Consider the following 15,263-nt stretch of genomic DNA (forward strand, 5'->3'; position numbering starts at 1 on the left):
GCTGGCCAGCCACGTGTGGCGGCAGGATCACAACGGGTTTACGCACCAGGATCCGGGGTTCATCGATCTGGCGATGAACAAGAAGCCAAGCGTGGTGCGCGTGTATCTGCCGCCCGATGCCAACTGCCTGCTGAGCGTGGCCGACCATTGCCTGCGCAGTCGCAACTACGTCAACGTGATTGTTGCCGACAAGCAGCCCCATCTTCAGTATCTCGATCGCGACGCCGCCGCGCGCCATTGCACCAAGGGCGTGGGTCTGTGGGAGTGGGCTAGCAACGATGACGGGGTCGAGCCCGACCTGGTGATGGCATGCGCGGGCGACGTGCCTACCATGGAGGCGCTGGCCGCCACCGCGCTATTGCGCCAGCAATTTCCCGAGCTGAAGGTACGCTTCGTCAACGTCGTGGATCTGTTCAAACTGGCGCCCCAGCAGGAGCATCCGCACGGCCTTTCCGATCGCGACTTCGACGGCCTTTTTACCCGTGACCGGCCGGTGCTGTTCAACTTCCACGGCTACCCGATGCTGGTTCACAAGCTAGCCTATCGGCGCACCAATCACGACAACATCCATGTCCACGGCTACCGCGAATTCGGCAGCATCAACACCCCGTTGGAGCTGGCTATCAGCAACCGCATCGATCGCTTCACCCTGGTCAGCGATGCGATCGATTGGGTGCCCAAACTGCGGAGCGTCGGCGCTCACTTCAAAGAAAAGATGCGCGATGCAATTCTCGATCACCTCGCCTACGCCCGTCGCCATGGAATCGACCCGCCCGAAATCAGGGAATGGAGGTGGCCTTTCTAGCGCTGCACTGGGATACAGGTCTGGATAGAGCTCAGTACGCTTAAAACGGCGCCTCGCGCAAAGGCTGGCTTGCCTCCTCAATCAGACACACCGGAATTGCTGACACGGCGCACCCCGCGCCTGCAGCCCGGGGCAGGTGCAAACCGGGAGATGTTGCGGGAGAACTGGAAGTTCCGCCGGTTAGGGCGTTCTGCACGAGGGCGGGCGGATGCTCTTGCTCGGAGCGCTCGGCTAGGCTGAACTCTAACGGGGATGGGCAGACTCGATAGCGCAACGACCCTCCCGGAGGTAGCGATTTGTATAGGCTGGGAGCACGTAACCAGAAGTGGTTCATCGCCTTTTTGCTGCTGGCACCGTGCGCCGTGGCGCCCGCCGCCTATGCGCAAAGCGCGGCGGCCCAGGGACACGCCCTTTACTCCTCCTTGTGTGCGCGCTGTCATGGTGTGGACCTCGACAATCCTCAGCCCAACACACCCGATCTCAAGAGCCTGAAGGCCGGACAGCACGATCTTTTTGTCACTATGGTCGAGAACGGCAAGGGCGAAATGCCGCCCTGGAAGGGATTGCTCTCGCCCATGCAAATCAGACAGATCTGGGCTTACGTACAGGCCAACGCCAAGTAGGTGAACAATCCGGTGACATCCGACGAGATCGAAAATTGGTGGCGTACCGCGATAACCCAGATCGAGCCGGGCGTGATTCGCCTGCGCGGCTATGCGATTGAGAATTTAATCGGGCGAGTCGGCTTCGCCGCTATGGTATGGCTGCTGTTGCGCGGCGACCTGCCCACTGCCGAGCAAAGCCGCTTGCTGGAGGCGGCCCTGGTCGCGGCGGTCGATCATGGGCCGCAGGCGCCCTCGATTGCAATCGCGCGGATGGCGGCGACCTGCGGGGTGGGCATCAACAACGCCATAGCGTCAGCCACCAATGCCCTGGGCGACGTGCACGGCGGCGCTGGCCAGCAGTGCATGGAGCTATATTTGGAAATCGAACGGGCGGCCGCCAACCAAAGCATCCAGGCTGCTGCCGCCGAAATCCTGGCCACACGCCTGGCTGATCCGCGCCGAATGCTGCCTGGCTTCGGTCACCGCTTCCATCCGATCGATCCTCGCGCACCCCGCCTGATGGCAATGGTGGAGCAGGCGCGCATTGCGGGGGCGGTCTCGGGTAGCTTTGCTACGATCGGCCGGGCGGTGGAAGAAGACCTTGCCCAGCGCAAGGGACGGCGCTTGCCGATGAATATCGACGGCGCCACCGCGGTGGTGTTCTGTGAGCTGGGGTTCGCGCCCGAACTGGGACGCGCGCTGTTCGTGCTCGCACGCAGCGTCGGAATCATGGCGCACGCCTGGGAGCAGATTCAGCAAGGCGGACGAATCAAGGGGCCAATGCCGCCCTCGGTAGCCGTGCGCTACGATGGGCCCCCTCCCCGCGCGCTGCCGGCCGGCCAACGATGAGCACCGCGCGCGCGCCGCTGACTGGGCTGCGGGTGCTGGACTTTGGCCATACCGTGATGGGTCCCTCGGCGACCCTTGTACTGGCTGACCTGGGCGCCGATGTAATCAAGATCGAGCCCGCGCCTGGCGGCGACCCGACCCGCCAACTCAAAGGCTTCGGTGTCGGTTATTTTGGCTACTTCAATCGCAACAAGCGCAGCTTGGCAGTCGATTTGAAAACCGCCGCCGGCCTTCAGATCGCGCGCCGTTTGGTGGCAGGCAGCGACGTGCTGGTGGAAAATTTCGCCCCCGGCACAATGGAACGGCTGCAGCTCTCCTACCCGGCTCTGTCACAACTCAACCCCGGGCTCATCTATGCCAGTCTTAAGGGCTTCTTGCCCGGCCCCTACCAGGAGCGTTTGGCTCTGGACGAGGTGGTCCAGATGATGTCGGGATTGGCCTATATGACGGGCCCCAGCGGCCATCCTCTGCGCGCTGGCAGCTCGGTGGTCGATATTACCGGGGGCCTGTTTGCCGTAATCGCCATTATGGCGGCTTTACGCGAGCGGGAGCGCGACGGACGCGGCCGCCATCTCACCAGTGCTCTGTTCGAGAGCGCTGTCTTTCTAATGGGCCAACACCTGAGTTATGCCGCGCAGGTGCCGGGCACTGTTCCGCCGATGCCCGAACGTGTATCCGCCTGGGCGATTTACGATGTCTTCACACTGAAGGACGGCCATCAGATCTTCGTCGGCATCACCACCGACAGCCAGTGGCATCGTTTCTGCGCAGCGGCCCAACGGCCCGATTTAGGCGACGACCCGCAATTGGCCACTAACAACCTGCGTATCCAGGCCCGCGCGCGCCTGATACCGACCTTGCGTAAAATCTTCGCCTCGCTAACTTTGTCGCAGGCCACTGCCCTAAGTGAACGCAGCCGAATATCTTTTGCTCCCGTGGCCCGGCCCGAGGACTTGCTAAAAGATCCGCATCTTAAAGCCAGCGGCGGTCTTCTCGATACCCGTCTGCCCAACGACATCCAAGCGCAATTGCCCGCGCTGCCGGTAGAGTATGACGGCACGCGCCTGGGCTTGCGCTATGACCCCCCAAGAATCGGCGAGCACACGCGGGAAATTCTGGGCGAAATTGGCCTTTGCACAGCAGAGATCGACGAGTTGGCACGCTCCGGCGCGATCCTGGCCGGCAGCGCGTCGCGCTGATGGAAAGAGGCCCACCGGCGTCCGTGGCGCTCCAATTTTCTACTCGGCGTAATCGTGGGTTGCTTTCGCTTGAGTATTGCCTTGCGCTGATGGAAATTCAGGTCGTGTCCTCCTCCAGCGCTCACAGGATCGGTGACCGTATCGATCGCCCAATTCGGAACAACTCACTTCAGCGAGGCGCGGGAACGCGCCTGGGAAGAAGCATCAAGACCGCACTCGACCTGATAAGAGGCCGCCGATTACTGTCGCCCGATGCAGTTCAAAACCCCCTAGAGGAATTGGCCAAATACTTTTTTTTCGGTCTTTTGCGGCCTCGTTTTCCCTTGAACATCCAAATCGAGACCTCTAGCCGATGCAACGCACAGTGCGGGTTCTGCCCGTATCCAGTAGTTTCCAAGACCCAGCCGCAGGGGCTGATGGCTGATGATCTGTGGCGCCGGCTGATCGACGAAATCCTCGCCCATCATACTTGGTGGGTCCATTTCTACTACCTCAACGAGCCTTTGCTCGACTCAAGGCTGCCGCAAATCATTCGTTCGGTGACCAGTCGGCGCCGAGGCCGGCTACCCAAGACCAAAATCAACACCAATGGTACGCTCCTTGACGAAGAGCGTGCCCGCGCCCTGCTCGAAGCAGGCCTCGATCAGATCACGGTCAGCATCCCTAGCCTCGACCCCACGATATATTCGCGTCACATGGGTGGACTTAAGCTCGATAAAGTAATCGCCAACGTCGAGAGGCTCAATGAGATGCGTCGCACGATGGGGGCGCGACTGGACTTGCGCGTAACCGCGACCGTAACCGACCACACCGCCGATTCGATCTATCGCCAGCGCGCTTTCTGGCGCGCCCGCGGGATTAGGTTCGAGCAGGTTCGAATGGCCAATCAGGCCGACCGCGAAATCGAGACCAATGGCTTGTCCGCGCGCTACGTGGCCTCGCGCTTTTGCGCGGTTCCCTTCTGGAGAATGTACATCACCTGGAATGGCGATACCGTGCTGTGCTGCTGCGATACCTCGCATACGGTAACACCGGGAAATGTCGCTCGCTCGTCAATCGCGGAAGTGTGGAACAGTCCAGCCTACCGCGCGCTGCACCGGGCCCGCTGGAGCGGCATCGACCTGCCGCAAGTCTGCCGTGATTGCCGGGTCTCCGTCCCAGATTAGGTTTGGGAAATTGCTGGCCCTGAGGCTTAACAATCGGTGTTCTATTTACCGTAAATCCTCCCCCAGCAGCCGGGCAAACCGCCTGCCGCGAAGAAGCCGGTCGGATTTGGGTTAGCTCAAATTCGATTTGGTGCACTGGCTGAGGCCCGAAGATTGGGCAGTCAGCCGAAACTCAAGTTGAATGCCGAAATAAGCGCCAGCATCATTGCCGAAAATGTTCCAGCCGAGATTGGGCTGCGTCATGCGAGGGGTAGGCACGCACCTTGCGGATAGTAGGGCCGAGACCGCAGTTCTCGGGTTGGATTTATGTACAAATTTTGGGCTCCCACCGATAGCGAAGATCGAAAGCTGGGGTTCCTGGGCGAGCACGGGCGACTACGGATGATGCCCATGGTCAGATTTTTGTCTTTTGTTCGTCGACATGTGGCTTATACCATCGGAGCGGCGTTGATGGGGATCTGCAAGTTTGCCCTGCCTTTCGCCTTTCCGCTTAGCTTCAAGTACGTGCTCGACGTCTTGTTGGTTCCGCAGGCCACCCCAGGCGGGATCGACCGCGTAATCGACCACCTGTGCACGACCCTGGCGGGCGCAATCGGCCTGGGTGCGAGCGCGCAGGCCAAGCTGATCGCGCTGACCGGGGTAATGATGGTGCTTTACCTGGTTCAGTCCGTGGCCAGCTATTTTCGTAATTACTGGGCCGGTATCGCCGGCAACGGGCTGATTTTTGATTTGCGCTGCGCCCTTTTCTCCCATCTGCAACGGCTGCCCAATGCGTTTTTTGACAAAAATCCGGCCGGCGCAATCGCCTCGCGCCTGGTTAACGACGTCGAGGTTGCCCAACAATTTGTCGGCTCGGCTCTAACCGACGTCTGGATGGACGCCGCCGCGCTGCTGCTGGTAGGTTGGTTTTTGTTTCTGCTCGATCCGCGTCTGGCCCTGATCGCGCTTGCCGCAGGCCCGCTGTATGTGGTGATGATCTCCTACTTTTCACCTCGCATCCGCAAGGCTAGCCGCGCCACCCAGGAAAGCGTCGAGCGGCTTTCGGCCAGCCTGCACGAACGGATTGTGGGCGCGGTCACGGTCAAGGCCTTCGTGCGCGAGGAGCAGGAAATCATCGGCTTTCGCGAACATGCGGCGCTGCTTCGCCGCTATAACCTGGATAAGGTCCGCCTGGTTTCAGGCCAGCAGATGCTGACCGAACTGATCACTCGGGTGGCGCCCTCGATCGTGGTGTGGGCGGCGGCCGTGATGATTATGGGCCACAGCATGACGGTCGGCACGCTGGTCGCCTTTATCGGTTATCTGGGCTACATTTATCAACCCCTGGAGCATTTCACCCAGCTCTCCAGTGTCATCTCCAGCGCCCAATCCGCGATCGATCGCATCTTTGCCTTTCTCGACGCCAAAGTCGAAATCGCCGACCATGCCTTGAGTCGGCCGCTGAAGGTCACCCGCGGCGCGGTGGAGTTCGACCACGTCAGCTTCGCCTATCGCCCGCACGACGGCGACGGCCGCATGGCCTTGCGCGACGTGAGCTTGCGCGTGCCCGGCGGAAGCACGGTAGCGTTGGTGGGGCGATCGGGCGCGGGGAAGACCACCATGGCGGCATTGTTGCCCCGCTTCTATGACCCTAGCAGCGGCCGCATCCTGATCGACGGCAAGGACGTGCGTCACGTAACCCTGAAGTCGCTGCGCGAGAGTATCGGAATCGTCACCCAGGATACCAATTTGTTCTGCGGCACAGTCCGCCACAATCTTCACTACGGCCGGCCCGACGCTGACGAAGCTGCGCTGTGGCATGCGCTGGAGCAAGCCAATCTCAAGGGACTGGTAGCAAGCCTACCGCGAGGACTGGACACTGTGATTGGCGAACACGGGATCAAGCTGTCGGGCGGACAGCGCCAACGCTTGGCCCTGGCCCGCGCCTTTCTCAAGGATCCGCGAATTCTGATCCTGGACGAAGCTACTTCGGCGGTCGATTCCGAATCCGAAAACCTCATCCATGAGGCGATGCATCGCTTGATGGCGGGACGCACCAGTTTTCTAATCGCCCATCGGCTGCGCAGCGCGCTGGAAGCAGACTTGGTTGTGGTGCTCGACCAGGGCCAGGTGATGGAAGTCGGCAGCCATGAAGAATTGCTCGCACGCGACGGCCTGTACGCGCAATTGTACCACGAGCAGGTACGCGGCCTGGGCGCACTGCAATCGGCGACCGAACAATCGAGCCCGCGTCTGCTTCACACTCGCCGCAGCGCCGAAGTTTAACGCTGCAGCCAATTGGGAAAGATCTCCATGGGAATCAGCATGCGCGATGGGCCGTATCGTAAGCGCAACCGGATCGCACGCGGTGGGAGTCTGCGAATTGCCCAGATCGTTCATCTGTACGAGAGCGTTCCGCCCAAACTTTATGGCGGTACCGAGCGGGTGGTGGCCTACTTGACCGAGGAGCTGATTCGACGGGGCCATCGGGTCCATCTGTTTGCCTCGGGTGACTCGACCGTCGACGCGCCACTAACCGCGGGCTGGCCGGAATCGCTGCGCCTGGCCGGACTGAGCAAATATGGCGACAGCTACACTCTGCTCAACCTGGGCGCGGCTTATGAACGCGCCCACGAATTCGACATTATCCACGCCCATGTTGACTACTGGAGCTTCCCCTTCGCCCGCTTGGTGAGCACACCCACCGTCTCCACCATGCATGGGCGCCTCGATCTGCCCCATCTGCATCCGATTTATCGCGCCTATCGCGACCTGCCCTTGGTCTCGATCAGCAACGACCAGCGCTCCTATCTGCCCTTCGCCAACTGGCTGGGCACGGTTTATCACGGTTTGCCCGACGGGGTGCTCAAGTACCAGTCCGAACCCGGAAAATACTTGGCCTTCCTAGGCCGGATCGCCCCGGAGAAACGGCCGGATTGGGCAATCGAAGTCGCGCGCCGCGCCGGCCTACCGCTCAAAATCGCAGCCAAGGTCGACCCTGCCGATCGGGAATATTTCGAAACCAAGATCAAGCCGATGCTGGCAGGGCCGGGCGTCGAATTTATCGGCGAAGTCAACGAAGAAGAAAAAAGCCTATTTCTGGGCAATGCGCTCGGCCTGCTGTTTCCGATCGATTGGCCTGAGCCCTTTGGCCTAGTGATGATCGAGGCGTTGGCCTGTGGCACGCCCGTGATTGCCAGGCCGTGCGGCTCGGTGCGCGAAATCATCCACGACGGGATCACCGGTTATTTGGCCGATAGTGTCGAGGAGATGGTGGCGGCCGCGCACAAAATCGATCGCATCTCACGCCAGAATTGCCGGCGAGAATTCGAGACCCGCTTCACCGTCACGGCGATGGCCGCTGGCTACGAAGAGCTTTACCATCGCCTGCTCGACCCCGAGCAGATCACCGCCACCGCATCGACCGCTATATCGTTGGACAAATCCCCGGCCCACCGGCCCGCCCTGGCGCTGCGTGCTTCGGCTGCGCCAAGAGAGCGCGAATGAAGCCGCCGGGTGAAGCCAAGCGGCATGCACCGCGCCGGGCCATCGAGGGCGGGAGCTGGCCCACGTCGTCGATTTTGCGCCCGATCTTCGCCGCGCTTCGTTATCGCCATGGCTACGATCCGCCGCGCTAACCATGTGCCTACCGGGCTTCCAACCCATACGGTGACAGGCAGCCCAAACGCGCATTCCCGCTTAGTCCGCCGCTTCTAATCCAACTCGCACCAAGCAGGCCGCACGCTAAGGTGATGAGCGGGTAGGCTTTTCTTTATTCGCCCGGCTGAAGATTTGGAACCGTTCACCGCTACTCTATGGAACGTCGCGCAAAATTGGCGCTGGCCGCCATCGTGGGCTTCGCAGGCATAGCGACTCTTTTGGTCGTGGTCGCCGCCGTGATCCTATTTCACTCGAAAACCCTCACGAGGGATCTGCTCTCTGCCGTGTCGGCAAGAACCGGCTGCCAGATTAGGACGCGACGCATTGCCCTACATTTCACACCAACTGGGGTCGAGTTGGCCGTCAACCATTTGAGCGCAACGTGCAAGGGTGATGCAGCCACCTCGCGCCAGGTGATCGCGACAGTCGGCTACGGCGCGTTGCTGAGACTCCATCCGCTGCCGCTCGATTACATCGTTCTGGTCAATCCGCACGCCAGACTAAAGGCCAGCCGGGCAAAATTCTCTTGGCCCAAAGAGACTGCCCAACCCGCTGCTTTCGCACGCGTCATCAGCGGGTTGGCGCGCAACGTCGTGATCAGTGGCGGACAGGTGATTTTTTCTGCCGCCGACGGCCAGTCAGCGCAAAACTCACAACTCGAACTCGACGGGCGCATCGGGAGCTCCACCCAGACTGTGCGAGCCTGGATCTCGCACCTGGCGTGGTACCACGCCGGCTTGAGTGGAATTTCCATGTCGGGACGGACCTCGATCGCCACTTCGCGCGATTCTGCCACACCGGCGCGTGCCACCCTGACCTTGGCAACCGCGCAAGCTATCCCTATCCGCGCCACGCTGAATCTCGCGCTGAGCGGCGCCGGTATTCTTAAGGGCACGGCCGCGATCGAAATGAGTCAGGTTCCGACTCTGGGACAGGCCGGATTTGACGGTTCCTTTTCGCTTTCCGAAGAACGGATGGAAATCAGCGGGACGATCTCGACCAGCGCCGATTTTGCGACCACCCGCCGTATTCCCCTGAATCTGACCCTGACCTTGCCATTTTCACCCAACCCTCTGCTCAGCGCGAACACGGGAGCGCTGGGGCTGCGCTTGGCGGCACTCTTCGAGGCAATGGGCAGCGCGAACGGACCCGCCGGCACAATTTCTTTCAGCTCCCTTCGCTTAGACGCCCCTGTCGGCGCATGGCACCAAGCACTTGCGCAATGCTCCAACCCGATCTGCAGGCATCGCCAGGCGCTGCGGATGCTGCTTGAGCAAACCCGCATCAGCCTGGCCCTTGCCTCGGCCAACCTGGATTTCGCCACGGCACCTTCTGACCTGCGCACGCTGCAGGTTCAACACGAGGTTGATTTCACTCTGGAGCATGGCGTGCTTGCCTCCAGGAACGTATCGGCCCAGATTGGCGCACTGCAAATCGTCGATGGAATGCTGCGGCTGAAAGACTCGATCAGCACGGACGGTGTTCTTTCTAGCATAAGGTACCAAACCGCTTTTCCACTGAGCTTGCAGCTCTCCCAGCTAGACTTAAGCCATTTGCCGCGCGTCGCGCGCAACCTGCTGAAGGCCGGCGCGCTGCTCTACGCAAGGGCACGATCCAGCGGGGAAGTGACGATGCACAATCGCAGGCCTCGGCTGCGAGTGATCAATTTGCAGCTAAGCGAGGGGCTGCTTCGACTTCAAAACCGCCACATTCCCCGCACCGTGTTTTTTAATTGCCGGGCTCGCCTCTCCCATCACATCATTCGCACCCGTGCGCGAGTGCTAACCTCGGATAGTGGCACACTCGCGCTTAATTCCTCTCTGAGGCTCCGCAGCCGCCGGCTGCGAGCACAGATTCGCCTGAGCCATCTTGATCTGCAACGTTGGTCTGCCACGATGGTCCAGGCCGGTATGCCGCAAGGGTTTCGAGTAGGCGGACAGATCGGTGGACTGTTTGCGGTTCATTGGCAACCTAGCGAACGTCCGATCGTAAACGGTTCGATGCACGCCACGGCGCTGATGCTAGCCTCGCCCTTCGTCAATGGCCCCGTGAACGTGCGTCAGACGCGCCTTGTCCTTCAGGGCAGCCACGTTAGCGCAGCTCTGAATGGGATAACGATGGGTAACGGCGCCATCAATCTGCGCGCTGACGTTCAGGATTTTGTCCATCCGGCGATCGAAGTGGCGCTCTCGGGCCAGCGGCTTGACCTCAATGCGATCAACGTCGATCGGCTGACAAGCAGCGCTCATGGTTCAAGCTCGCCTTCGCGGCCAATCAAGCTGTCGGCCAACATCGATCTGCATGAGGTTTTGCTACGAGGCGCCAGCCTAACCGATGTGAAAGGCGAGCTCGGCAATCAGGGGGGTGTTTGGCGCGTACGCACACTCACGGGCCATACCCTGCACGGCTCCTTTCTCGTGGCTGGCACTTGGCGAAGCCAAGCGCATTTTCTGCATATAATAGGTGGAGTCCATCGCATCGATGCGCGCAGACTCTTTAGCATACTTGGATACGCCAAGGGTGGGCGCCCACCGCTTACAGGACAACTTAGCAGTCGCGTCAACGCCGGCCTGCTGATGGGCGCTGGCCAACCGCGGCTATCCTGCGGCGGCGCCACGATTGCGATCAGCGATGGCACGCTGGGCAGGGCCGACGTGCTGGCTCGAATGATGGAGGTCATGAGCCTGGAGAATTGGCTGAAGTTCCGACCCCCCGATCTCGAGCGCAGCGGCCTTCCCTTCCGCAAGATCAGCGCGCGGCTAGCCTTCGCGCCCGATCTGCTGAAGGTCGAACATGTTCAGCTTGCCGGTGCGGTGATCAGAGTGGCCGGCCACGGGAGCGTAACGGTGCCCGGCAACGTGCTGGACCTGCATCTGGCGGTGCTGCCATTCACCTCGGCTCACTGGATTCTTGAGCAACTCCCTCTGATCGGCACCCGACTGGCCAATACCTACGATCGGGCCTTTGCCGCACGCCTGAGAGTGACGGGTCCAGCCAACGCTTTGAACATATCTCCGGAATTGCTGCGCACTACCACCGGGGCGCTGGTCGCCGTGCTCGAACTTCCCATCGATTTCGTTCCCCAAACCGCGTTGCCAGACGCGACCAGCCTGACTCTGCCACCACCTACTTCCGCCGATTGGCCCGATTGCGTGCCACCATGGAGCGTTAAGCCGCACGGCTCGGCCCGCGGGACGGTGGACGCAATCATCAGCAGACTAATGAGTTAAAATCAGAATTTTGCGCCACCCGGCTCTTGGGAGGGTATCCGCAAGATCAGCTCCGGACAGCATTAACGTACCGGCTTTCGACAGGCCAGCTTGATGCAGAACAGCATTCTCAACGATGCATCCAGTATTCTGGCTGGCAACTCAACCTTGAAGTTTGCGATCGCGGTTAGATTTATATTTTTATCGCTTGGGTGGCGGCGGGGCTGCGCTTCGAGCTGGCGCAACGTCAGTTCATGGCGTTGCGCCTAAAAACCTTCTTTCGCGTTGCTCTGCCAGGGCGCGAGAGCTAATCGCGCGAAGTTTTCCCTTTAATTTTTCGCAAGGTCTGCTCAGTTTGCTTTTGGCACTGGTTGTGCTGTACACAGCCTGTGGCAACGCTGATTCGGACTGTTCGGCCGTGCATCGCGCAACTTAACTGATGCACGTTACGGAGGCCGATTATGCAGACCGCGTTCATCGCGGTTGGAGCCGCCGCGAGCGATCGAGGCGGCGAGCAGCTCCGCCGATGGGCGGTGCTGGCCTGCCTCTTTGCCAGCATGGCCTTCGTTTATTCCGCCGGAAACGTCGCCACCGGCGCAGTTTTTTACGTCTCGATATTTCGCTCCTTCGGCTGGAGCCGGGCCAAAACCGCTTTTCTCACGGTCCCGGGCACTATCGCCCAGGTAGTTTGCGTCCCTTTGATCGGCTCCCTACTGGATGTCGTAAATGCCCGCATCGTGATGGCGCTGGGCGCAGGGACGGCGGGCGTAGCGCTGCTGATAGCCAGCCGCGCCCATTCCTTTTCCGCCCTGGCCCTGAGCCATCTGCTGTGCGGGATCGGAATGGTGGGCGCCGGACCGCTGGCGTGCAGTTATGTCGCGGCCAACTGGTTTGACGTTAACCGCGGCTTGGCCTTGGGAGTCACGATGGCTGGAAGCGCGCTGGGCGCCGCGATCTACAATCCGCTCGCTGCTTATTTGATCGGCAAAGCGGGCTGGCGCATCGGCTTTATCAGCTTGGCGGCGCCGATGCTAATAATGGCACTGCCGCTGTCCTTGGTAATAAGTAGCCGGCCGGCGCGAGAATCCGCGCGCGCCGCGCTCCGGCCCAGTCCTGCCGCTCGAAGCGAGAAAGCCGAGCTGCTCCGCATCTTACACAAGCCCGCGCTATGGCTTCTGTCGGGCGCCAATTTTCTCATTTATTTCGGTTTCAGCGGGGTCTTCCTCCATTTGGTCGCCTACCAGATTCAACTCGGATATAGCGCCCAGCGCGCCGCCTTCACCTTGGGAATCGCGGCGGGCGTCGCGGTCGCCGGCAAGCTCTTGTTCGGCGTGCTGGCCGACAAAATCTCGGCCCGGCGCGCCTTGGGCTTCGCGCTGCTGATTCATGGCGCGAGCATCCTGATGCTGATGTGGTCGGGCGATCCACTGCTGCTATGGGCTTTTACCCTGGTGTGGGGCCTCGTGCATACCGTGCATTTGCCCCTGGTGCCCGCTCTGGTCGCAGAATCCCTGGGGCTGCGCGGCTTCGGCGCGATGTCCGGCGTTGTTGGTGTGTTCGGTTCTGTCGGCGCCGCCGCCGGGCCAATCTTGGTGGGCTACCTATTCGACCGGAGTCATCACTATTCCGCGCCCTTCGATTTATGCGCGATTTTTCTGGCGGCGGGATCACTGGTGGTTTTCGGCTGCCACGCCACCGTCTCGGCGTCGGCCAATTATCCACCATCCGCGGCGCTCGATCACGTTGCCGAAGGAGCACGGCACAGGCCACAGAGAGATGGCTTGTAACCGACCGATGAAACGATCAGACCATCTGAGGAGGAGCGACGATGCAGGTCTTTGACATGGATTCCCACCTTCGCGAGCACTACTTCATGGATGAAGTGTACAAGCTGGAAGGCAAGTTCGCGCAATATACTCCCGTACGAATCGGTGAGGGCAGGGACGTCAGGACCAGGTTTCGGCACAAGCTCAACCCGTGGCCCCGCCCCGCCGACGAGCATTTTAATCACAACGTCATGTACGACCCTTCGGCCAATTGGAACGGCGGCGAGATAGCTCGCTTGCAGGTCTGCGGTTATGACATGGCGCTGCGCATGGCCGAAAACGACAAGGAGGGAATCGACTTTCAGTTCCTTTTCCCCACCGTCCTGAGCATTCCGACCTATACTGAGGGCGAACTCGGTGCCGCCTTGTGCCGGGCCTACAACGACTGGGTCAAGCGGCTGGTCAAAGGTCGCGAGGATCGATTATGGCCGATCGGCATACTCCCCTGGGGCCATCCTGAGGCCCTGGTGGAAGAGCTGCGCCGATGCGTCAAGGAGCGTAACTTCAAGGCGGTTCATCTCACGCCCTATACTTTCACCCGCACTCTCGACGACCCGGTCTTCGAACCGCTATACGCCGAAGCCGAACGGCTTGAAGTGCCGCTGATGCTCCATCCGCAAACCCAAGGCGAGCTGACCAACCGGTTCAACAGCTTCTTCCCGATGCACGTACTGGGGCGTCCGCTCAATTGCACCGCCGGCCTGGTGGCGCTTGTGACCGGTGGCGTCTTCGAGCGCCACCCGCGCCTGCGCGTGGCCTTTTTCGAATGCAGCGCCGAGTGGATCCTCTATTGGATGCATCGGATGGATGACGACTACGCCCGGGTCAAGAACGGCTTCGCGCCCCACATCAGCAAGCCGCCTTCGGAATATATCAAGCGCAACTGCTACGTCACCTGCGAAGTGGACGAACCCCTGTTGGGACATGCGCTGGCGGAATTCAGCGAGGAGCGGGTCTTGCTAGCGACCGACTTCCCACATTTCGACTCGGAGTTCCCGGGCACCGTGCACAAGCTGCGCGAGCGCGGCGACATCAATCAGAAGCAGAAGGAGAAGATCTTGAGCCACAACGCCCGGGAATTTCTCCACTTGTGAGCGCTGCTTAACCAGCCACCCTGACGGCAGGCCCGACGCAACCGCGCCGGGCCGTCCCTTCTAAGCGCATCCGCCCAGCCGGAAACTTTGCTCCAGCGCGCAACCGCGCAACACCTGGCTCGAAATTCCGACAGCCCAAGTCGGACACGCCAACGTCAGCCATCCTTTGCTGATGTAAGCAATCAATCTCAAACGCATCTTTAGTATCGTTCTTTTACTAAAAGATGGCACTGCTGTGCTTGTTCTCGAAATGTCGCGATGATAAAACGCAGTTAAAAAAGTTATTATTTCTACTCAAAGGAAATATTAGTGGCAAAAAATCGCCGTCTGGTGCCTGGCCCAGTCCGATTGTGGCCAATCGCGCTTCTGTTGTTCAGCTTGACCATCTCGCTGTCGGCCTGGGGAGATGCCACCACGGTAGCGATCTCCGGGGCCAACGTGACGGTTACTGGCAGCGCGTCGACCACGCTCAACTTCCCCATTACGCGCGGTTCCGATACCAGCTACGACGCCTTTGTTCAGTACCAGACCCAGGATGGTACCGCAGTGGCTGGGACCGATTACGCCCGGACCACAGGCTCGTTGGTGATTCCCGCCGGCGCGACCAGCGCGACAATCCCGGTCAGGATTGCCGGTGTCAGCAGCAATCCCGCCACCAATCCCAAGACCTTCCAGATGCTGCTTTTGGGCGGCGGCGGCGCCGGGCGCGGCTTCACGTCCAGCTTCGCCACTCAACAGAGCTTCGGCACCAATACCACGCCCTATGGAGTCGCGATTGCGGACCTCAACGGTGACGGCAAGCCCGATCTGATCGTTGCGAACGAGGGCACCAGCACGGTCTCGGTCCTGCTCAATACCACCAGCCCCGGTG

General features: G+C 60.7%; 12 protein-coding genes. All 12 read left to right on the forward strand.

Annotated elements, in window-relative coordinates:
* Nucleotides 1-805, forward strand: an 805-nt coding sequence (locus VKV28_17020; GenBank protein HLH78505.1) for a hypothetical protein, incomplete at its 5' end; no start/stop codon positions are given.
* 296 nt (nt 806-1,101) lie between these two features.
* Nucleotides 1,102-1,428 carry a cytochrome c gene (locus tag VKV28_17025; GenBank protein HLH78506.1) on the forward strand — a complete coding sequence of 109 codons (327 nt, stop codon included), beginning with the start codon at nt 1,102-1,104 and terminating at the stop codon, nt 1,426-1,428.
* 12 nt (nt 1,429-1,440) lie between these two features.
* Nucleotides 1,441-2,259 carry a citryl-CoA lyase gene (locus tag VKV28_17030; protein HLH78507.1) on the forward strand — a complete coding sequence of 273 codons (819 nt, stop codon included), beginning with the start codon at nt 1,441-1,443 and terminating at the stop codon, nt 2,257-2,259.
* Nucleotides 2,256-3,458, forward strand: coding sequence for a CaiB/BaiF CoA-transferase family protein (locus VKV28_17035; GenBank protein ID HLH78508.1), 1,203 nt, complete (start codon nt 2,256-2,258; stop codon nt 3,456-3,458). Before VKV28_17030 ends, VKV28_17035 begins: the two co-directional genes overlap by 4 nt.
* 89 nt (nt 3,459-3,547) lie before the next feature.
* Nucleotides 3,548-4,624 (forward strand): radical SAM/SPASM domain-containing protein, encoded by a 1,077-nt coding sequence (locus VKV28_17040; GenBank protein ID HLH78509.1) that lies wholly within the window; start codon nt 3,548-3,550, stop codon nt 4,622-4,624.
* 390 nt (nt 4,625-5,014) lie between these two features.
* The gene (locus tag VKV28_17045) at nt 5,015-6,889 is read left to right on the forward strand and encodes an ABC transporter ATP-binding protein (GenBank protein HLH78510.1); all 1,875 of its coding nucleotides are present in this window, start codon (nt 5,015-5,017) and stop codon (nt 6,887-6,889) included.
* 27 nt (nt 6,890-6,916) lie between these two features.
* Entirely contained in the window at nt 6,917-8,110 is a 1,194-nt protein-coding gene (locus VKV28_17050; protein ID HLH78511.1) for a glycosyltransferase family 4 protein, read from the forward strand.
* Entirely contained in the window at nt 8,107-8,241 is a 135-nt protein-coding gene (locus tag VKV28_17055; protein HLH78512.1) for a hypothetical protein, read from the forward strand. Before VKV28_17050 ends, VKV28_17055 begins: the two co-directional genes overlap by 4 nt.
* A gap of 177 nt (nt 8,242-8,418) precedes the next feature.
* Nucleotides 8,419-11,493: an AsmA-like C-terminal domain-containing protein gene (locus tag VKV28_17060; GenBank protein ID HLH78513.1), complete on the forward strand. Its 3,075-nt coding sequence runs from the start codon at nt 8,419-8,421 to the stop codon at nt 11,491-11,493.
* Between the two features lie 440 nt (nt 11,494-11,933).
* Entirely contained in the window at nt 11,934-13,259 is a 1,326-nt protein-coding gene (locus VKV28_17065; protein HLH78514.1) for an MFS transporter, read from the forward strand.
* Between the two features lie 41 nt (nt 13,260-13,300).
* Nucleotides 13,301-14,392 carry an amidohydrolase family protein gene (locus VKV28_17070; GenBank protein ID HLH78515.1) on the forward strand — a complete coding sequence of 364 codons (1,092 nt, stop codon included), beginning with the start codon at nt 13,301-13,303 and terminating at the stop codon, nt 14,390-14,392.
* A gap of 309 nt (nt 14,393-14,701) precedes the next feature.
* Nucleotides 14,702-15,263 (forward strand): Calx-beta domain-containing protein (locus VKV28_17075; GenBank protein HLH78516.1); only part of this gene is annotated, 562 nt, incomplete at its 3' end.

The organism is Candidatus Binataceae bacterium, from assembly GCA_035294265.1.
Lineage (GTDB): Bacteria > Desulfobacterota > Binatia > Binatales > Binataceae > DATGLK01.

Coding starts and splice junctions, on each gene's coding strand:
- VKV28_17040 (HLH78509.1), top strand. CDS start 3,548: ATGGAAATTCAGGTCGTGTCCTCCTCCAGCGCTCACAGGATCGGTGAC.
- VKV28_17050 (HLH78511.1), top strand. CDS start 6,917: ATGGGAATCAGCATGCGCGATGGGCCGTATCGTAAGCGCAACCGGATC.
- VKV28_17035 (HLH78508.1), top strand. CDS start 2,256: ATGAGCACCGCGCGCGCGCCGCTGACTGGGCTGCGGGTGCTGGACTTT.
- VKV28_17045 (HLH78510.1), top strand. CDS start 5,015: ATGGTCAGATTTTTGTCTTTTGTTCGTCGACATGTGGCTTATACCATC.
- VKV28_17065 (HLH78514.1), top strand. CDS start 11,934: ATGCAGACCGCGTTCATCGCGGTTGGAGCCGCCGCGAGCGATCGAGGC.
- VKV28_17060 (HLH78513.1), top strand. CDS start 8,419: ATGGAACGTCGCGCAAAATTGGCGCTGGCCGCCATCGTGGGCTTCGCA.
- VKV28_17070 (HLH78515.1), top strand. CDS start 13,301: ATGCAGGTCTTTGACATGGATTCCCACCTTCGCGAGCACTACTTCATG.
- VKV28_17055 (HLH78512.1), top strand. CDS start 8,107: ATGAAGCCGCCGGGTGAAGCCAAGCGGCATGCACCGCGCCGGGCCATC.